The sequence below is a fragment of the Dactylosporangium thailandense genome (assembly GCF_059739745.1).
The window spans coordinates 8428891-8448053 of sequence record NZ_AP029195.1; the positions used below are offsets into that span (position 1 = coordinate 8428891).

The 19163-nt window shown below is 68.4% G+C and carries 17 protein-coding genes and 1 tRNA gene; 6 read left to right on the forward strand and 12 right to left on the reverse strand.

Annotation, left to right across the window (positions count from 1 at the left end; all coding sequences use genetic code 11):
• Positions 1-3: 3 nt before the first annotated feature.
• The 7 genes from AC6JBM_RS37445 to argS form a co-directional block, all read right to left on the reverse strand.
• Complete coding sequence (locus AC6JBM_RS37445) at positions 4-234, reverse strand: type II toxin-antitoxin system antitoxin (RefSeq protein WP_497978626.1); 231 nt, start codon at positions 232-234, stop codon at positions 4-6.
• A 9-nt stretch (positions 235-243) separates the two neighbouring features.
• Positions 244-1095, reverse strand: coding sequence for an SPFH domain-containing protein (locus AC6JBM_RS37450; protein ID WP_497978627.1), 852 nt, complete (start codon positions 1093-1095; stop codon positions 244-246).
• Between the two features lie 160 nt (positions 1096-1255).
• Positions 1256-2467: an MFS transporter gene (locus AC6JBM_RS37455; RefSeq protein ID WP_497978628.1), complete on the reverse strand. Its 1212-nt coding sequence runs from the start codon at positions 2465-2467 to the stop codon at positions 1256-1258.
• Between the two features lie 144 nt (positions 2468-2611).
• Positions 2612-3661: a threonine synthase gene (gene thrC / locus AC6JBM_RS37460; RefSeq protein ID WP_497978629.1), complete on the reverse strand. Its 1050-nt coding sequence runs from the start codon at positions 3659-3661 to the stop codon at positions 2612-2614.
• A gap of 6 nt (positions 3662-3667) precedes the next feature.
• The gene (locus AC6JBM_RS37465) at positions 3668-4939 is read right to left on the reverse strand and encodes a homoserine dehydrogenase (RefSeq protein WP_350616429.1); all 1272 of its coding nucleotides are present in this window, start codon (positions 4937-4939) and stop codon (positions 3668-3670) included.
• A 15-nt stretch (positions 4940-4954) separates the two neighbouring features.
• Positions 4955-6340, reverse strand: a complete 1386-nt coding sequence (gene lysA, locus AC6JBM_RS37470; protein ID WP_497978630.1) for a diaminopimelate decarboxylase — start codon at positions 6338-6340, stop codon at positions 4955-4957.
• A gap of 8 nt (positions 6341-6348) precedes the next feature.
• On the reverse strand, positions 6349-8007 hold the full coding sequence (argS, locus tag AC6JBM_RS37475; RefSeq protein ID WP_497978631.1) for an arginine--tRNA ligase: 1659 nt from the start codon (positions 8005-8007) through the stop codon (positions 6349-6351).
• A gap of 479 nt (positions 8008-8486) precedes the next feature.
• Between argS and AC6JBM_RS37480 the strand changes: the two genes are divergently transcribed.
• The 4 genes from AC6JBM_RS37480 (at position 8487) to AC6JBM_RS37495 (ending at position 14029) form a co-directional block, all read left to right on the forward strand.
• The gene (locus AC6JBM_RS37480) at positions 8487-9119 is read left to right on the forward strand and encodes a thioredoxin-like domain-containing protein (protein WP_497986605.1); all 633 of its coding nucleotides are present in this window, start codon (positions 8487-8489) and stop codon (positions 9117-9119) included.
• Between the two features lie 69 nt (positions 9120-9188).
• A complete protein-coding gene (locus AC6JBM_RS37485; protein WP_497978632.1) occupies positions 9189-9752 on the forward strand; it encodes a DUF305 domain-containing protein in 564 nt (187 codons plus the stop codon).
• Between the two features lie 90 nt (positions 9753-9842).
• A tRNA-Arg gene (locus AC6JBM_RS37490) sits at positions 9843-9917 on the forward strand.
• A gap of 365 nt (positions 9918-10282) precedes the next feature.
• Positions 10283-14029: a DUF4365 domain-containing protein gene (locus AC6JBM_RS37495; RefSeq protein WP_497978633.1), complete on the forward strand. Its 3747-nt coding sequence runs from the start codon at positions 10283-10285 to the stop codon at positions 14027-14029.
• Between the two features lie 239 nt (positions 14030-14268).
• Here AC6JBM_RS37495 and AC6JBM_RS37500 read toward each other — a convergent pair whose 3' ends face one another.
• Both AC6JBM_RS37500 and AC6JBM_RS37505 read right to left on the reverse strand, forming a co-directional pair.
• Positions 14269-14538, reverse strand: a complete 270-nt coding sequence (locus AC6JBM_RS37500; RefSeq protein ID WP_497978634.1) for a hypothetical protein — start codon at positions 14536-14538, stop codon at positions 14269-14271.
• A 74-nt stretch (positions 14539-14612) separates the two neighbouring features.
• On the reverse strand, positions 14613-15008 hold the full coding sequence (locus AC6JBM_RS37505) for a hypothetical protein (protein ID WP_497978635.1): 396 nt from the start codon (positions 15006-15008) through the stop codon (positions 14613-14615).
• Positions 15009-15138: 130 nt separating this feature from the next.
• Between AC6JBM_RS37505 and AC6JBM_RS37510 the strand changes: the two genes are divergently transcribed.
• On the forward strand, positions 15139-16473 hold the full coding sequence (locus AC6JBM_RS37510) for an aminotransferase class I/II-fold pyridoxal phosphate-dependent enzyme (protein WP_497986606.1): 1335 nt from the start codon (positions 15139-15141) through the stop codon (positions 16471-16473).
• On the opposite strand, the gene AC6JBM_RS37515 is transcribed toward AC6JBM_RS37510, so the two are convergent.
• Complete coding sequence (locus AC6JBM_RS37515) at positions 16470-16877, reverse strand: ASCH domain-containing protein (RefSeq protein WP_497978636.1); 408 nt, start codon at positions 16875-16877, stop codon at positions 16470-16472. The two genes, AC6JBM_RS37510 and AC6JBM_RS37515, sit on opposite strands and share 4 nt — an antisense overlap.
• Before the next feature lie 89 nt (positions 16878-16966).
• Here AC6JBM_RS37515 and AC6JBM_RS37520 point away from each other — a divergent pair, with 89 nt between their 5' ends.
• Positions 16967-17698, forward strand: coding sequence for a hypothetical protein (locus tag AC6JBM_RS37520; RefSeq protein WP_497978637.1), 732 nt, complete (start codon positions 16967-16969; stop codon positions 17696-17698).
• Here AC6JBM_RS37520 and AC6JBM_RS37525 read toward each other — a convergent pair.
• Both AC6JBM_RS37525 and AC6JBM_RS37530 read right to left on the reverse strand, forming a co-directional pair.
• Positions 17684-18349: a response regulator gene (locus AC6JBM_RS37525; RefSeq protein ID WP_497978638.1), complete on the reverse strand. Its 666-nt coding sequence runs from the start codon at positions 18347-18349 to the stop codon at positions 17684-17686. The genes AC6JBM_RS37520 and AC6JBM_RS37525 overlap by 15 nt on opposite strands.
• On the reverse strand, positions 18346-19098 hold the full coding sequence (locus AC6JBM_RS37530) for a sensor histidine kinase (RefSeq protein ID WP_497986607.1): 753 nt from the start codon (positions 19096-19098) through the stop codon (positions 18346-18348). Before AC6JBM_RS37530 ends, AC6JBM_RS37525 begins: the two co-directional genes overlap by 4 nt.
• Positions 19099-19163: the final 65 nt, after the last annotated feature.

Below are 19163 nucleotides of genomic sequence, written 5' to 3' on the forward strand. Positions count from 1 at the left end.
GCCTCAGTCGCCGGCTTCCCCTTCGTCGCCGGCCTCGCCCTCGGCTGCGGGGTCGACGTCGGGGCCGGGCGGGGGCTGGCCCCGTTTCGGGTCGCGGCCCGCCTGGCGCAGGGCGAGGCGCAGGGCGAACTCGATCTGCGCGTTCACGCTGCGCAGGTCGTCGCCGGCCCACCGCGCGATCGCGTCGTAGACCTGGGGGTCGAGCCGCAGCAGCAGCTTCTTGCGCTCGGGCACGACGATCGATCAGGCGTAGAGCGTGCCGGTGTTGACCACGGGCTGGACGTTGCGGTCGCCGCAGAGCACGACGAGCAGGTTGGCCACCATCTGGGCCTTGCGCTCCTCGTCCAGCTCGACGACGTCGAGCTCGCTGAGCCGCTCCAGCGCGCTCTGCACCATCCCGACGGCGCCCTCCACGATTTTGTACCGCGCCCCCACGATCGCGCTGGCCTGCTGGCGAGCGAGCATGGCCTGGGCGATCTCGGGCGCGTAGGCGAGGTGGGTGATCCGCGACTCCAGCACCTCGACCCCGGCCAGCGCCACGCGCTCGCCCAGCTCGACGGTGAGCTCCTCGCTGACCACGTTGCCCTCGCGCAGGCTCGAGCGGCCGTCGTCGTGGGACTCGTAGGGGTAGCTCGTGGCGAGGTGCCGCACGGCCGCCTCGGACTGCACCGCGACGTACGAGATGTGATCGTCCACGCCGAAGGACGCCTTGAACGTGTCCGTGACGCGCCAGACGACCACGGCCGCGATCTCCACCGGGTTGCCGTCGGCGTCGGAGACCTTGAGCCGGTCGGTCTCGAAGTTGCGCACCCGGCGGGACAGGCGGCGCTTGGTGGTGAGCGGCACGGTCCAGTGGAAGCCGGCGTCGCCGATGGTGCCCACGTACCGCCCGAAGAATTGCATGACCCGGGCCTCGTTCGGGTTGACCACGGTGAACCCGGACAAGATCAGGACCGCGAGCAGCGAGAGCAGGACGACGACCGCGGCGCCGGCGTCCTCGGACAGCTGGGTGACGGCGGCGACGGCCCCGGCGACCAGGATGAGCAGCACGCCGAGCATCGCGAACCCGGCTACTCGAAACGCTCGTCGCTCCATGACTCCTCCAGGGGGATGGCTATCGAAGTGATATCACCACGATAGCTCACCCGCACAAGAGCCCGAAACTTTCACGATCTTCGGCCGAATCGTAAATATGACCTGTCAGGGTATAAATGGGATATGTCCGATCGCGAAGCGTCGGACATATCGCGGAGGGCTACTCCGTAGCGGGAGCCGGGCGGCGCAGCGACACCAGCGACCAGCCCGCCGCGTACAGCAGCGTCACCGCCCCGCACGCCGCGACCAGCACCCGCGGGTCGGTGCGGTCCACGAAGACGCCCACCGCCAGCTGGCTGGCCGCGACCGAAAGGGTCGCCAGCATGAAGTCCGTGGCGAAGACCCTTCCCCGTAGCGCGTCGGGCACCTCCTCCTGCAGGACGTAGTTCGACATCATCCAGTTGCCGCCCGCGGCCACATGCGCCAGCACCACGCCGGCGAGGGCCAGCGGAAACAGCGTCGTCAGGCTCACGCCGATGTAGGCCAGGCCGTACAGCGACATCGACAGGGCCAGCCCCGGTAGCAGCCAGGAGCGGTGGGACAGCACCTTCCGCAGGACCATCGGGCCGACCAGCGCGCCCAGGCCCCGGGCGGCGAAGAGCAGGCCGGTGCCCATCGGGCCGGCGCCCAGCGCGAGCGCCAGCAGCGGGAAGACCGTCAGGACGCCGTTGCCGAAGCCGACCGCGGACTTCACGGTCACCAGGGAGGCGATCCTCGGGCGGGCGCGGATGTAGCGCAGGGACTCGGCGATCGCGGCGAGCGCGGGGGCCGGGGGCTCGGTGCGCTCCGCCTGCAGGGGGCGGCGCACGCGCCAGACCTGGAAGGCCGAGAAGAGCAGCAGGGCCGAGGCGATGACGAAGCAGGGGTAGGCGCCGAAGGCCTCCGACGCGATGCCGCCCAGCGACGCGCCGATCACGAGCATGGTGCCCCAGGCCGAGCCCGCGAGCGCGTTGGCCGCCGGGAGGTCCTCGGGGTCGACGACGTTGGGCAGGGCGGCCTGGGCGGCGGGCGTGAAGAAGGCCTTGGCGACCGCGATCGCGCCGACGGCCACCAGGGCGACCCAGGCCGTCGCGGGGGTGCGCACGAGCAGCAGGAACAGGGCGCACCCGGCCATGGCGAGGTCGGCGGCGATGACGATGCGGCGGCGGTCCACGCGGTCGGCGATCGTTCCCGTGAAGGGCAGCAGCAGCGCCGTCACCCCGGTGTCGGCGGCCAGCACGAGCCCGCCCCACAGGCCCGAGCCGGTCAGGTGGGGCAGCAGGGTGAGCAGGGGGATCATCACGAACCAGTCGGCGCCCAGGCCGATCAGGTCAGCGGTGAACAGGTTGCGGAAGTCCTTGTTGCGGGTAAGGACCGAAAGCGCTGGCGGCACCTGAACACCCTAGAGGGTTTTCCGCTCTTGGCACCGCGCAGTCGCAGGGCCAGGGCCAGCGAAGCTGGGCCCCGGCCCGAGTCGCGCGGGAGCAACGGTCCGCAGGTGACGCGGACCGGGGCAAAAAAACCTGGGCCAGAAACCTCAGGCCAGGTCGAGCGCCTTCGCGGCGGCGAGGGGCTCGGCGGGGATCGTCGTCGGCGCGGGGGCCGTGGAGATCGCCCACTCGGGGTCCTTCAGCCCGTGGCCCGTCACCGTGCACACGATCGTCTGGCCGGGCTCGATGCGGCCCTGCGCGGTCGCCTGCAGCAGGCCGGCCACGCTCGCCGCGCTGCCCAGCTCCACGAAGACGCCGACCGAGCGGGCCAGCAGCCGGTACGCCTGCAGGATGTCGCGGTCGGTCACGGCGTCGATGAGGCCGCCGGACTCGTCGCGGGCGTCGATCGCCTTCGTCCAGCTCGCCGGGTTGCCGATGCGGATGGCGGTGGCGATCGTGCTCGGCTCGCGCACCACCTCGCCCCGGACGATCGGGGCGGCGCCGGAGGCCTGGAAGCCGAACATGCGCGGGCGCCGGGTGGCGTTGCCGGCCTCGACCTCCTCCTTGTAACCCATCCAGTACGCGGTGATGTTGCCCGCGTTGCCGACCGGCAGGCAGTGGATGTGCGGCGCGTCGCCGAGCGTGCGCACGATCTCGAAGGACGCGGTCTTCTGGCCCTGCAGCCGGTCCGGGTTCACCGAGTTGACCAGCGAGACCGGGTAGTCCAGCGACAGCTTGCTGGCCAGCGCCAGGCAGTCGTCGAAGTTGCCCGTCACCTGCAGCAGGCGGGCGCCGTGCACGAGGGCCTGGGCGAGCTTGCCGAGGGCGATCTTGCCCGTCGGCACGAGCACGGCGCAGGTGATGCCGGCCCGGGCGGCGTACGCGGCGGCCGAGGCCGACGTGTTGCCGGTGGAGGCGCAGATGATCGCCTTCGCGCCGTCCTCGACAGCCTTGGAGACCGCCACCGTCATGCCGCGGTCCTTGAACGAGCCGGTCGGGTTGGCCCCCTCGACCTTGAGGTACACGTCGCAGCCCGTGCGCGCGGAGAGCTCCGGCGCCGGCAGGAGCGGCGTGTTGCCCTCCTGCAGCGTGATCACCGGAGTCTGCGGCCCGACCGGGAGACGGTCCCGGAATTCCTCGATCAATCCACGCCACATGGCGCCTTACTCCCCTTCGACCCGCAGGACGCTCGCCACGGCGCGAACGATGTCCAGTGCCCGCAGCTCGGCGACGGTCGCGGCGAGGGCGCGATCCGGCGCGGCGTGCGTGACGATGACGAGCACGGCCTGGTTGCCGCGGCCGGACTGGTTCACGGTCGCGATGCTGACGCCGTGCTTGGCGAAGACGCCCGCGACCGCGGCGAGCACGCCGGCCTTGTCGGAGACGTCCAGGCTGATGTGGTACCGCGTGAACACGTCCCCGATCGGCGAGACCGGGAGGTCCGCGTAGGCGGACTCGGACGCGCTGCGCACGCCGGCGAGGCGGTTGCGGGCCACGGCGACGACGTCCCCGAGCACCGCGGAGGCGGTCGGGGCGCCGCCCGCGCCGCGGCCGTAGAACATCAGCTGCCCGGCCGCCTCGGCCTCGACGAACACGGCGTTGAACGCGTCGCCGACGCCCGCGAGCGGGTGCGTGCGCGGGATCATCGCCGGGTGCACGCGCACCGAGACGGCCCCGTTGGCCTTCGACGCGATGCACAGCAGCTTGATCGTGCAGCCCATGGCCTTCGCGCTGGCCACGTCGGCCGCGGTGACCTCGGTGATGCCCTCGCGGTGGACGTCGGCCGAGGTGACCCGGCTGTGGAAGGCCATCGAGGCGAGGATCGCGGCCTTGGCGGCGGCGTCGAAGCCCTCGACGTCGGCGGTCGGGTCGGCCTCGGCGTAGCCCAGCGCGGTCGCCTCCTCGAGCGCCTCGGCGAAGCCGGCGCCGGTGGCGTCCATCGAGGACAGGATGAAGTTCGTGGTGCCGTTGACGATGCCGGTCACCCGCGTGATCCGGTCGCCGTGCAGCGAGTCGCGCAGGGGGCGCAGGAGCGGAATGGCGCCGGCGACGGAGGCCTCGTAGTACAGGTCCGCGCCGCAGTCCGCGGCCGCCTTGTGCAGGGTGGCGCCGTCCTCGCCGAGCAGCGCCTTGTTGGCCGTGACCACGCTCTTGCCGGCGTGCAGGGCCTCCAGCAGCCAGGTCCGGGCCGGCTCGATGCCGCCGACGACCTCGACCACCACGTCGACGTCGTCGCGCGTGACGAGCCCGAGCGCGTCGGTGGTGAACAGGGCGGGGTCGATCGGCAGCTCACGCGTCTTGTTGAGGCGGCGGACGGCGACGCCCACCAGCTCCAGCGGCGCGCCGATGCGGGCCGTGAGGTCGTCCTCCTGCTCGTGCAGCAGGCGGACCACCTCGGAACCGACGGTCCCGCAGCCCAGCAGCGCTACCTTCACCGATTGCGGCATCTGTCACCCCACGTCCAGTCTCAGCAGATCGTCCACGGTCTCCCGGCGGACGATGACGCGCGACGCACCGTCGGCCACCGCCACGACCGGCGGGCGGGGCACGTGGTTGTAGTTGCTCGCCATGCTGCGGCAGTAGGCGCCGGTGCCCGGGACCGCAAGAAGATCTCCGGCCTTGACGTCGGCCGGCAGGAATTCATCTTTCACGACGATGTCCCCGGACTCGCAATGTTTTCCCACCACGCGGGCGAGAATCGGCGGTTCGGACGACGCCCGTCCGGCCACGGTGGCCGAGTAGGCCGCGTCGTACAGCGCGGTGCGGATGTTGTCGCTCATGCCACCGTCGACGGAGACGTACGTGCGGATGCCGTCGACGTCCTTGACCGTGCCGACCTCGTAGAGGGTGAACATCGCCGGCCCGACGATGGCCCGGCCCGGCTCGACGGAGAGGTGCGGCACGCTCAGGTGCAGCGCGGCGCACTCCTGCTTGACGATCCGCAGCAGGTCCCCGGCCAGGTCGTGCGGGTCGGCGGGCTCGTCCTGCGTGGTGTACGCGATGCCGAACCCGCCCCCGAGGTCGAGCTCGGGCAGCTCGCGGCCGTGCACCTCGTTGATGCGGGCCTGCAGCGACAGCAGCCGCCGGGCGGCGACCTCGAAGCCGGAGGCGTCGAAGATCTGCGAGCCGATGTGCGAGTGCAGGCCGCGCAGGTCCAGCACGTCGTCGGCGAGGATCTTGTCGACCGCCTCGGCCGCGGCGCCGCCGGCCAGCGAGAAGCCGAACTTCTGGTCCTCGTGCGCGGTGGCGATGAACTCGTGCGTGTGCGCCTCCACGCCGACGGTCACCCGGACCATCACGTTGGGGCGCCTGCCGGACTCGATCGCGATCCGGGTGAGCCGCTCGATCTCGTCGAAGGAGTCGACGATGATCCGGCCGACGCCGGCCTCGACGGCGGCGGTGAGCTCCTCGACGGACTTGTTGTTGCCGTGCAGGCCGATGCGCTCCGGCGGCATGCCGCCCTTCAAGGCGACCGCCAGCTCACCGCCGGTACAGACGTCCAGGCTGAGGCCCTCCTCCACGAGGATCCTGACCACGGCCGTGGCGAGGAAGGCCTTGCCGGCGTAGTAGACCTCGGCTCCGCCGAAGGCGTTCCGGAAATTCCGGCATCTGTCCCGGAAGTCCGCTTCGTCCAGAACGTAGGCTGGCGTGCCGTGATCTCGGGCGATTTGCCCGACCTCAACGCCGCCGACCACAATTTGTCCGCTTGCTCCGCGCGTGACCGTTTTGGGCCACAGGATCGGGACCAACGCGTTCACGTCCTGCGGCGTACGCAGCCAGGACGGTCCGTTGGAGCCGAGGTCCGCGTGGAGCGCCCCAGCCTCGTGTGCGCGCATGTCTTCCTCTACATCTGTTCCGGCGCGGAGACGCCGAGCAGGTCCAGGCCGTTGACGATGACCTGCCGGGTGGCGGCGTTGAGCCAGAGCCGGGCCCGGTGCGTCTCCGTGAACGGGTCGTCGCCCCGGGGCAGGACGAGGCAGTTGTCGTAGAACCGGTGGTACTCCCCGGCCAGGTCCTCCAGATAGCGTGCCACGCGATGCGGCTCGCGCAGCTCCGCCGCGGTGGCGACGATGCCGGGGAAGTCCCCGAGCGCCTTCAGAAGATCCAGTTCCTTCTCGTGTACCAGCAGAGCCGCGTCGTACGTCTCGGAGCGCTCGTATCCATACTCGGCCGCGTTGCGCGCGATCGACGAGATGCGCGCCCCGACGTACTGCACGTAGAAGACCGGGTTGTCGTTCTTCTGCCGCGTGATGACCTCGATGTCCAGCGTCAGCGGCGAGTCGGTGGAGGAGCGGGCCAGCGAGTACCGGGCCGCGTCCACGCCGACGGCGTCGATGAGCTCGTCGAGGGTGATCAGCGTGCCGGCGCGCTTGCTCAGCCGGACCGGCTCGCCGCCGCGCAGCAGGCTCACCAGCTGGCCGATGAGCACCTCGATGTTGCGCCGCGGGTCGTCTCCGGCGCAGGCCGCGATGGCCTTGAGGCGGCCGATGTAGCCGTGGTGGTCCGCGCCGAGCATGTAGATGCACCGCTCGAAGCCGCGCTCGCGCTTGTTGATGTAGTACGCGGCGTCGGCGGCGAAGTAGGTCTTCTCGCCGTTGGAGCGGATCAGCACCCGGTCCTTGTCGTCGCCGAAGTCGGTCGTACGCAGCCAGACGGCACCGTCCTGCTCGAAGACGTGGCCCTGCTTGCGCAGCTCGTCGAGGGCGTGCTCGACCGCGCCGCCCTCGTGCAGCGTCTTCTCGGAGAACCACACGTCGAAGTGGACGCCGAACCGCTCGAGGCTGTCCCGCATCTCCTGGAGCATCTTCTCGTACGCCTTCTGGAGGAACGCCGCTTGCTGCTCCTCCTCCGGCAGCTGCAGAATGTCCGGATCGGCGGCTTTGATGGCGTTGGCAATGTCCTGGACGTATTCGCCAGGATAGCCGTCCGGCGGCGTGGGCTGCCCGTGCGCGGCGGCCATGACGGACTCGCCGAACCGGTTCATCTGCACGCCGGCGTCGTTGATGTAGTGCTCGCGCGTCACGTCGGCGCCGGCCGCGCTCAGGATGCGGCCCAGCGCGTCGCCGACGGCGGCCCAGCGGGTGTGGCCGAGGTGGACGGGGCCGGTGGGGTTCGCCGAGACGAACTCCAGGTTGACCTTCTCCTTGGCCAGGGTCTCGCTGCGGCCGTAGCCACGCCCCGCCCGCACGATGAGCCCGGCGAGCTCGCCCACGGCCCCGGCCGCGAGCCGGATGTTGAGGAATCCAGGCCCGGCGATCTCCACACTGCCGATCCCGGGAGTTTCCTGCAAGTTTTTCGCGACCGCCGCGGCCAGTTCGCGCGGGTTCAGCCCGACCCGCTTGCCCAACTGCAGGGCGATATTGGACGCATAGTCACCATGCTCCGGGTTTCGGGGTCGCTCCACGCTGGTCGTCGCCGGAAGCACGGACGCGTCGAGGTCACGCTCGGTGATGGCCGCGCGGGCGGCGGCGAGGACTGCTACGGCGAGTTCAGCGGGAGTCACCGACAAATGCTATCGGGGGTAGACTCCGGTACTTGGCGGCGGCCCGTTGTGCTGGTCACAATGCGGGACGGCTGGAACCGGATTCCCCCCGCGGGGGAGGGAGCCACCGGAGCAGTTCCCCGCCGCGACCCCCGACCGTTGACCAGACGAGGCCCGATGAGCGAGCACAACGCTGAGCGTTGCGAGGCGACGAGATGAGCATGAGCACCCAGCACGGTGGCGGCAACCGTAAGCCGTCCACCAAGGCTGTCTCCGGCGCGAAGCCGAAGCAGGGCGGCGACGAGGACGCCGACCTGGAGGATGTGGACGCCGTCGAGGATTCGGAAGTCTCGGAATCCGCGGAGACCGCGACCCCGGCCAAGCCCAAGGCGAACCCGCGCAAGTCGGCTCCGGCCCGCAAGACGGCCCCGGCCGGGAAGCGGCCCGCCACCGCCCGGCCCGCGGCCAAGAAGATCGCGCCGGTCAAGGTCAAGCAGGGCATGAGCTGGGGCCCGATCGCGCTGTTCACCACGGTCGGCGTGCTGGCCCTGGGCATCGTGGGCTTCGCCGGCTACCAGGTGTACGAGAACGGCCTGGGCTGGCGCGACCGCGCGGACCAGATCAGCGGCCTGAAGGACTACTACAAGCTCGACAAGGCCATGGTCGGCCAGCGCGAGCACGTGTGGGGCCCGCAGACCTACAAGCTGAGCCCGCCCGTCGCCGGCAACCACAACCCGAACTGGCAGCGCTGCCTGGGTGACGTCTACACGTCCCAGATCGCCAGCGAGCACGCGCTGCACAGCATGGAGCACGGCGCCGTCTGGATCACGTACAACCCGAGCCTCCCGGCCGACCAGGTCGAGGCCCTGGCCAAGCGTGTGCGCGGCAACGACTACATGCTCATGAGCCCGTACCCGAACCTGGACGCCCCGATCTCGCTGCAGGCGTGGGGCTACCAGCTCAAGGTCGACAACGCGAGCGACAAGCGCATCGACGAGTTCATCAAGGCGCTGCGCCAGAACGCGACGCTCGAGGCCGGCACCCCGTGCTCCAGCGGCGACATCATCACCGAGACCGGCAGCACGCCGCGTGACCTCGGCAAGGACGGCACGACGCAGATGGGCAGCAACTAGCCCGTGTTCGCGCAACCTTCACGGCGGGCGCGCCTGAGCCTGGGCGCGCTCGCCGCCGTACTCCTCTTGGTGACGGGCATCGCGATCGGGTACCTCATCCCGATCATGAACCGCCCCGGCGAGTCCTCCATCGACGCCGGCTTCGCCCGCGACATGAGCGTGCACCACGCACAGGCGGTCGAGATGGGGATGTTCGCGTACCGTCTCGGCACGACCGACGACATCCGCAACCTGGGGTACGACATCGCCGCGAGCCAGCAGTGGCAGATCGGCCAGATGCAAACTTGGCTGACGGAGTGGCACCTCTCCCCCACGTCGTCCAACCGCCCCATGGCGTGGATGCCGTCCGGCATGAACACCCTCCAGGCCGACGGCCGCATGCCCGGCATGGCCTCGGACGCCGAGCTGAAGAAGCTCAAGTCCTCCCAGGGCAAGGAGTTCGACACCCTCTGGTGCCAGCTCATGCTGCGCCACCACCTGGGCGGCATCCACATGGCGGAGATCGCCGCCAAGGACGCCAAGGATCCTGAGGTCCGCGACGCCGCGGAGAAGATCCGCGTGTCCCAGTCGTACGACATCTCGCAGCTGACGGAGAAGCTCAAGGACCTCGGCGCGCAGCCGCTGTCCTCGTAGTGCCGCCCTTTTGCCACCCGTCCCACGCAACGCAGGGGAACCAGTTCGTGGGGCGGGTGGGGGTTCTGCTAGTCTGTTCGAGGTCGTAAGGCCCCCGTAGCTCAGGGGATAGAGCACCGCCCTCCGGAGGCGGGGGCGCAGGTTCGAATCCTGCCGGGGGCACCACGCAGTACCAGCCGCAAGAAGCCCTTGACCAGCGGAGACGCGGTCAAGGGCTTGTTTGTTGCGTCCGGCCGTCACTGGCCATCACCGGCCCTGAGCGGCCGCCTGTTCCCAACCGGTTCCCAAGTCCGACGAGGACGCCCGACAGCATGCGGCCTCTGCATCCAACCCGGCCTCGTCACCCACTCGCCCGCTGCCCGTCTGTCGCCTCCCCAACCCATAGCCCTGCTTGAGACGCGTCACTGAACAGCGCCGGCATACTGGCCGACACTGCCGAAAGCGGATCGACTGTGCGTCCGAGTAGGTCAGCGCAACGGCAGCCGGTACCATCTCGGATACGCACAGGCGCGTATCGACATGAGGCGTTGATGAGCGAATTCACGAATCGGGCCGGAGTCAACCTGGTCGAGCGAGCAACGCTGGATTTGGGATGGCTCTTCCGGGAGCAAACCGTTAGCGACCAAGGAATCGACGCCCACGTTGAGAAGGCTATCGGCGAGGACGGCACCGGACGCCTCATCGCCATCCAGATCAAAACCGGGAAGAGCTACTTCAACAAGCCGTCAGATAGCGGCTGGTTCTTTCCATTCAATGCCAAGAAGGCCCGCTTATGGCTGAATCACGCCCTGCCTGTCGTTGTAGTGTTGGTCGACCTGGAAGACAAACAGGCATACTGGCAAGTCATTTCAGAGCGCACAATCATGTCGACGGGCAAAAACTTCAAGGTGGAAGTATCGCGACAACAGACGATCCAGGACGCCGATCTCGAGTGGACACACCTCGCGAGCGGTCTTGAGTCGCGCGCGACCCAGCTATTCGAATTCGCGCTTTCCAAGATTCCACCAACCGTTCGCGAGAAGCTAACAGAGGATCCAACAGCAGACATTACGGACAGAGCCGTACTGGCACTGCATCTGGCAGAAGGCAGAAATAACGCCTTTGGCATTGCCAGCTCGATCCTTGCCACTTCTCCCAGCTGGATGCAACGTCAGGCCCCCGCTTCTTGGCAAGCGTTGGCGTCGTACGCCGCGGAACATGACCTACTTGCTTTGAGCGCCGATGCTCTTGAACGAGCCGCTCTCGCGAAGCCAGCGCAGCGAGGCAAATTTCTCGCTGCGGCCGCAATAAACGTTGCTTATAAGGACCGTCCGCGGTCGAAAGCACTCTTGGACGACGCGAAGGAAGCTGGCGAGAACAGCCTGACCGTTCTTGTCGCCGAGACCCTGCTAGGCCAACCCGAGGACGACGCAGGCCCTTTCAATATAGATCAGCGACTTTTGACTGGCGGCACGGAGATTCGCGGAGACCAGCTGGTCCAAACATTGCTGAGTGAAAACCGGTCTCGTAGTGGCGACGTCGACGGCGCATGCCATCACGCACGCCTTGCCTTCGAGGCAGAGCCGGAAAACACGAACGCCATGTTAGTCCTTGCCCTCGCACACATAAGACGATCGTCGTCCAGCCGACGGCAAACTAGCGATCTAACCGATGCTATTCGCTTATTGGAGACGGCCATCGCGCAACGCCGCAGCTGGTCGGGCCCGACGATCCCATATCTAACACACCTAGTGCGCGCACAGGGCCTCGATGGGCAATACGCCAAGGCGCTAGCGATCTGCCTTAAACCCCCGGACGGATCAGCCTCAGATGAGGAGGCGGAACATCCGAGAATTCGGCGACATGCTTTGTATGCCGCATGGGCCGCCGGAAGGCGTGAGCTTCTTCCAGAGCTGTCTACGCGCCTGGGCAATTCGGTTGAGGACAGGGTCGCAAAACTTCGCGTCGGCACCCTCAACCTCACAGAGAGCGAACAAGAGAAGCTCTGGCTCCTCGAAATCGACAGGGCCTTCACGGAGAAAGATTACGAGGATGCTGTAAAAGCGAGTGTCGCGCTGGCTTTACTAGGTGTAGATGAACGGCGCCGCCTTGCTCCTTTATCAGACGCTTCCATCGTCCCCGAAACGTACCTGGAGCTTATTGCGGCACTCCTTGAAGCGAGGGTAAACCTTGACGCCGCACTGCCAAGCCTCAGAAGCCTCTCCCGTCGCGAGTCGATCGCGGTCGAGTTCTTGATTAGAGAACTCACCGAAGCCGGGCGACATGAGGAAGCTGCGGAAAACTGCGCGGCAATCTACGCTCACACTAACGAACCCTTCCTTCTTATTGCCCAGGCGCAATGTCTGATCCGGGTCGAAAGCAGCGAAGCCGAGGCGGCCGCACGGACTGCCGTCTCTGCCACTACCGGATTTCCGGAAGAACGAGCCGACCTCTTTAGGTTCCTCGGCACTATGGCCGCTAACCGCGAAGAGTGGGACGTTGCCGAAGCGGACTTTGCCGCGGCCTTAACCATCCGGCCTCAGCCAGCCACCATCGACGTGTGGAATCTGGTTCTCTCACAAGTAAATCAGGGTCGGCTGCGCCGGGCAGCCAACGTTATTGCGAAGTATCAACCGACTGTGAGATCAGCGCTGGACGCACAGCTGTGGCTCCAGGCTAACAACTCGACCGAATGGGACGAGGCGAAAGCCTCGGAAGCCCTCGCCCTAGCGCGCCGAATCAAGGATCCGAAGATATCTACAGCACTTCTCGGCCAGATCGTAATGAGGACCCACGGAGTCGATCCAGCGACTGTTAGTATGACGGTGCCCGCGGCGGCTGAGAGCCAAGCCGACGAAGACGATCTTGAAACGCGCCGCCGGCTAGCTCAGCCAGCGGTCCCTGCCGAACTGCACCGTCAAGCGTTTTCTGCATTGCAGGACTTGATCGATGAATTTGGCGAGTCCACTGGCGTCAATGTATTGCACGGCGACCCGCAGCTTCTTGCAGAACAAGTGTTAGAACTCTCCCGCCACAGGGATGCAGCCACCGAGGGCTTGCGGCAAGTAATTCGCGCGGCACAGGAACACGATGCTCCTCGCGGATTTATGGCAAGCATCGTCAGCAAGGGCCACTCTGCCATTCTAATCCAGCGAGCACTAGGCCCGCTCGTAGGCGCAGCCGCCGACGACGCAGAGCATGAAGTAGACGTTGCTTCTGCAACCGCTGCAATCGGAAAGCCGGTCGTCGCCGATGCCGCAACAATACTTTCACTTACAGCGCTGCGGTCATCAACTCCACTTGAGGGCCAGTTCCCCGCACTGCACATATCAACTGGTACCGCCTACGACATATATGCTGCCGGGTTCGAGATTCGCTCGCTCGCCGGCAGTCCCGGAACATTCGGCTGGGACTCGAACACGAAGTCGGGTGTCTTCTGGGAACTTCCCGAGGATGAATACATCAGACAGCTTCGTCGCATCCAAGCCGTCGAGGATCTTGCCGAGAACTTCTCCTCCAAACCACTTCGCAACGGCTTGACGCTATTCCAAGACCTAGCGGCAGGAGAGCGCCAGTTGGGCTGGCTGGAATCCGTCCAACTTGCCCACGACGAAGATGTGCCACTGTGGAGCGACGACATAGGATTGCGTCGCCTTGCCCGAGAATTTGGAGTTCGGTGCTTTGGCACGTCAGCCCTAATTGACAGTCTGCGCGATCAAGATCTTGCAGCCGGCACCAGCGAAAGTTCGATTACCACCGCCCTCGATCGGACGGTGACTCTTAACCGACAGCTTGCACTCGACTTCGTTGCTGATGTAGTTGTACACATTGAAGATCTGGTTTGGCTTGCGGAGCAAGATAGCTGGCAACCTAGGTCTGCCGCAGTGGTCCTTTCACGACCGTCGTGGTGGGCGTGGCAGACGAGCCCCATGAAAGACCTTGTCGCCTTCTATCGGGAGGCCGCTCGAAATAATCCACAATCCTTGCCCGAGTGGCAGCGATACGCGCTTGTCGGTGCCGCTAAGGCATTCAGAGCATCAGACCCCGCAAGTAGGGCTCTCGCCGATATGGCCCTAATTGGGTTTGGTGGCAAGTTCGAGATGGACATTGTTGTAGAAGGGCTTAAGCAGGCCCGCGCCATCGCCCGTGAGCTTGGCTTGGCTGATCCACTCCTTCAGATTCCCTCCGCGATAACCAGATTGTCTAAGCTCGCACGGATTTCAAACCCAGACGAGCTGCTCGATGCCATCATGGGGCACTTCGATGTCGAAGGAGATTCTCACGAGGCTGGGTCATAGGCGCTTGCCACCAAGTGCGACTTCGACGCGTTGCTGTAGTGCTTCCTTCCCACCGTCCAACCACTTTGCGTAGATACGTAGCAAGACCTCAACGAATTGCCCGGCCCACTCGGCGACCTGGGTGGCGGGCACCCCACCGTTCAGCCATGTTGAACCGCCGCATGACGCAGATCGTACGGGCGCTTCGCCAGCGGCGACGAGAGCACATCCGAGGTGAAGATCGCCGCACGAGCGTGCTTCTACGCGCGCACGATCGTGAGCTTGGGCATCTCCCTGCCGTTGCGCTCGCCGACGAAGGTGCGGCCGTCAGGTCCGACGCCGAACTCGCGGATGTGGGCGCGGATCATCCCTGTTAGCTCCGGAGGGCAAGGCACGGGACGGCTTTCGCCGATCTCGCGCTGCTCGAACTGACGGCGATCCCGGTTCTCGCCGCTGTCGGTCCACTCCTTGCCTGCGTACGGCTCCGCACCGTCGCGGTCCGCGAAACCATCGCGGAGACCGGCATCCACTGCTAAGTCGTGCGAGATCTCAGCAGCCGCGTGCACCCCGTGACCGGCGTCTTCGCCGAGTACTTCCTCTGCGTCTACCTCCCTGACCAAGTCGAGAACCGCGATACCGACGAAGACGTGTGCACCGTGATGTAGATCAGCCCATCGCCGTGATGGACTGTGCAGCTCACGTCGTAGGACTCAGAGGAGCCCACCCGGAACTCATACGTCGTGCGGTCGCCGACGAAGCTCAGCGTCTCCCGCGGCGAACCGCACACCGCGAACACCTCCTCAACCCTCATCCCCCGGCGGAGCGGAAGGCGGAGGTCCGCCAGCATTGCCGTTGTTGCCGGCTCGGGCAGGGCCACGAAATCGATGGCGACCGAGCGCAGTACCTCGGGTTCGGACTCCAGGCGCAGCCACTCAGTGAACCCCGACGCCTCGCCGCACCAGTCGCGCTCCAGGGACTCCCAGGGCTCGATCCACGTCACGGCGTCCCCGGGGAAGGTACGCGGCAAGACGTAGCCGGCCGAAGGCGTCATGGGGCGCTGTCAGCGGTTCCATGCCTGATCGCGCGGCGGGCGAGTCGGCGTGGGGCTGGTGGGCTATAGGGTCGGGAGCGTGACCGTGGGCTTTGCGCTGGCTGGGCGTACGGCGAGCGAAATCTCCGCCGCCGTCGAAGCCGGTGTGCGCTCCGGCAGCCTGCAGGCCGGTGACCCGCTCCCGCCGATTCGCGCCGCGGCCACGCAGCTCGGGGTCAGTCCCGCGACCGTCGCCGCCGCGTATCAGGCGTTGCGACAGCGCGGGATCGCTGAGTCGGCGGGGCGGCACGGTACTCGGGTGCGGCCCCGGCCTGCCGTGGCGCCGGCGCGGGGGCAGTTTCGGCTCGAAGTGCCCGACGGCGTGCTCGATCTGGCCACCGGGGCGCCCGATCCCCGGCTGCTGCCCGACCTCGGGCCGGCCCTCGCGCGCGCCGCCGCGGCGGGGACGTCTACCGGGTACGCCGCCGGGACCGTGCATCCGCCGTTGCGCGCCGCGGCCGAAGAGCGGCTCGAGCGCGACGGGGTCGACGCGAGTGAGCTGGCCGTGGCCGGGGGTGCGCTCGACGGGATCGAGCGGCTGCTCAACGCGCATCTGCTGCCCGGTGACCGCGTCGCCGTCGAGGATCCCGGGTGGGCGAATCTGCTCGATCTCGTGGCGGCGCTCGGGTTGCGGGCGGTGCCGGTGCCCGTCGACGAGGACGGGCCGGACCCTCGGCGGCTCGCGGACGCGCTGCGCGCTGGGGCTCGCGCGTTCGTCGTGACCAGCCGCGCGCACAATCCTACCGGGGCCAGCGTGACGGCAGCCCGGGCCACGGGGCTTCGCGCCGTGCTCGCCGCGCACCCCGATGTGCTCGTGATCGAGGACGACCATGCCGGGGAGCTCTCCGTCGACGCGCTGCATCCGTTGGCCGGGGCTACGGGGGCGTGGGGATTCGTACGGTCGGTCAGCAAGTCCTATGGGCCCGACCTCCGGCTTGCCGTGGTCGCCGGCGACGCCACCAGCATCGGGCGGCTCGTCGGGCGGCAGCGCGTCGGCACCGGGTGGGTGTCGCTGCTCCTTCAGCGGCTCGTCGCCGATCTGTGGTCCGACCCGGTCGTGGCGGAGACGGTGGCGACGGCGAAAGAAGAGTACGAAACCCGTCGAACGGCCCTCGTGGAAGCGCTGCGGGCCAGAAACCAGACGGTCACCGGCCGCACGGGGCTCAACGTCTGGGTGTCGGTGCCCGACGAGACGACCGCGGTGGCGCGGCTGCGGGAGGCGGGATTCGCGGTGGCGCCCGGCGCGCTGTACCGCATCGCCACGCCGCCCGCGATTCGCATCTCGGTCGGCGGGCTGGAGACGGACGCGGTACGCGCCGTGGCGGACGCGACCGTCCGGGCCGTGACCGGGTCGGCCGACATGCCCGGGGTCTAGGGCACGAGCCGGAAGCGCTGCAACACCGCGCGCGTGTCGTCGTCGACGGTGAACGCGGGGTCGCCCAGCCAGCCCCGGTACTCCGGGCCGTGCCAGAAGCGCTCGTGCGTCTCCCGCCACTGCGCGACGGTGGCGTCCCCCTCGCCTTCGTCGACGGCGTGGCCGAGGTCGACGTCGCCGAGCCGGGCCACGCGGACCTCGACGACCTCGATCACCCCGACGCGCCGCCCGGCCGAGTCGACGACCGCGGCCCGCCGCCCGACGACCGGCAACGGCTCCTGGTCGAGCTCGTAGTCCTGCAGCAGGCCGGTCGTGGTCGTCTTGCTGCCGTCGAGCACGGCCGCGACCAGCTTGTCGCGCAACTCCCCGGGAAACCCGAACTCAGCGATCGGCAGCTCGTCCACGACTCGCCACTCTAGTCGCGCGGCTACTCAGCCGAAGGTGAGTACGGCGGCGGATCCGCGGCATCCATCGGTACCGAATGATGCGGCGTATGCGTGGGAGTAAATGGTGGTCGGTCGTGGTCGTCGGGGCCGCGTGTGTATTGCTGTTCGCGTGGCTCGGGCGTCTCGCCGGGGTCACCGGTGAGCTGTTGTGGACCGTGGGCGCGGCGTTCGCGGCGCTCACCTGGACGCTCGTGCTCGTGTCCGCGCCCTGGAACCTCTACTTCGGGGCGCGTCGGGTCGTTGCCGAGGCCGCCGAGTCGCGGGACCGGGGCATCGCCGTCAAGGACGGCCACGAGGCCGAGGCGCGGCGGATCGCCCGGCGCATGCTCGGGTTCGCCGTCGCCGGGCACGTCGGGACGGCGGTCGTCGCGGCCGTGGCGGGATTCGTCACCGGGCGGGCGGTCGGGTACTACGTCGCCGGGTTCTTCCTGCTGTCCACCCTGATGCGGCCGGCCGGGGCGTACTTCTCGCACCTCCACCAGCGCATCACCGTCATGACCCGCGAGGTCACGCATCCCCGCGAGGACGTCGTCACGCTGCGGCGGGACGTTGCCGAGCTGCAGGAGCTGGTGCAGTCGCTGCAGCGGCAGGCCGACGAGCAGCATCGCGTCGCCGACGAGGATCGGGATGTGGCTCGGGAGCGGGACGAGCAGCTGCGGCAGTCGATCGAGCGGATGGTGCGGCGCATCGACTCGGCCGTCGACGGGATCAGCGATCATCAGGATCTGCTCGCCGGGCTGCGGGCGCTCGTGCGGATGATCCGGTCAGAGCCCGTCTGAGGAGGGGCGGACGAGCCCGGTCTCGTACGCCAGCACGACCGCCTGCGCCCGGTCGCGCAGGTTCAGCTTGGTGAAGATCCGCGCCACATGGGTCTTCACCGTCGCCTCGCTCAGGGTCAGGGCCGCGGCCAGCTCCGCGTTGGACCGGCCCTGGCCCATGAGGGTCAGGACCTCGAGCTCGCGCGGCGTGAGGGGGGTCAGGTCGCGGTGCAGGGGCGGCGGCTGCGACTCGGCGGCGAAGCGCTCGACCAGGCGGCGGGTGATCGACGGGGCCAGGAGGGCGTCGCCGGTGTCCACGAGGCGGACCGCGTTGGCCAGGTGCTCCGGCGTCACGTCCTTGAGCAGGAAGCCGCTCGCGCCGGCGGCCAGGGCCGCATACACGTACCGGTCCAGGTCGAACGTCGTGAGCATGATGATCCGGCACCTCGGCTGCCGCTCGACGATCTGGCGGGTCGCGGCCAGGCCGTCGAGGTTGGGCATGCGGATGTCCATGAGGATCACGTCGGGGCGCAGGCGGTCGGCCGCGGAGACCGCCTCGACGCCGTCGGCCGCCTCGCCGACCACGTCCACGCCGCGCGCGTTGAGGATCATGCGAAAGCCGGTGCGGACCAGCGCCTGGTCGTCAGCGATCAAGACCCGCGGACCGATCATGCCGCGTCCAAAGGGATGCGGGCGCGGACCCGGAAGCCGCCGCCGAAGCGCCGCCGGGCGTCGAAGTCGCCGCCGTACACCGCGATCCGCTCCCGCAAGCCGAGCAGGCCCCGGCCGGTGCCGACGGGCGGGGTGCGGCGCGCGGGCCGGGCGGGTCCGGTGTTGAGGACCTCGATGCGCAGGGAGCGTTCGGCGTACCGCACGCAGACCTCCGCCCGATCCGCCTCCCCGTGCTTGAGCGCGTTGGTGAGCGCCTCCTGAATGATCCGGTACGCCGTGGTGTCGATCCCGGCCGGCAGCGGCCGCGGCTCCCCGTTGACGAACACGTCGACCGGCAGCCCGGCGAACGCGATCCGGTCCACGAGCCGGCTCAGCCCGTCGAGGCCGGGCTGCGGCTCGAAGTGCTCCTCGGACCCGTCGGCCGCGGGGGCGAGCAGGCCCAGCAGGTGGCGCAGCTCCTTGAGCGCGTCGCGGCCGGCCCCCTCCACCGCGGCCAGCGCGCCGGCCACGCCGGGCGGGACGTCGGCGGCCGAGGCGGCGAGGACCTCGCGCGCGGCCCCGGCCTGCACCACCATCACGCTCACGTTGTGGCTCACGATGTCGTGCAGCTCGCGGGCGATCCGGGCCCGCTCGGCCGCGACGGCCCCGCTCGCCGCCGCCTGCCGCTCGCGTTCGAGCAGCCAGCCCCGCTCGTCCAGCGCCCGCCGGTGCCGCCGCCGGGCCCGCGCGGCCGCGATGCCCAGCGCCACCGCCGCCGCCGCGGCGGCCACGAACGCCGTGAGCAGCACAACGGCGAGGACGGTCACCCTCGTCA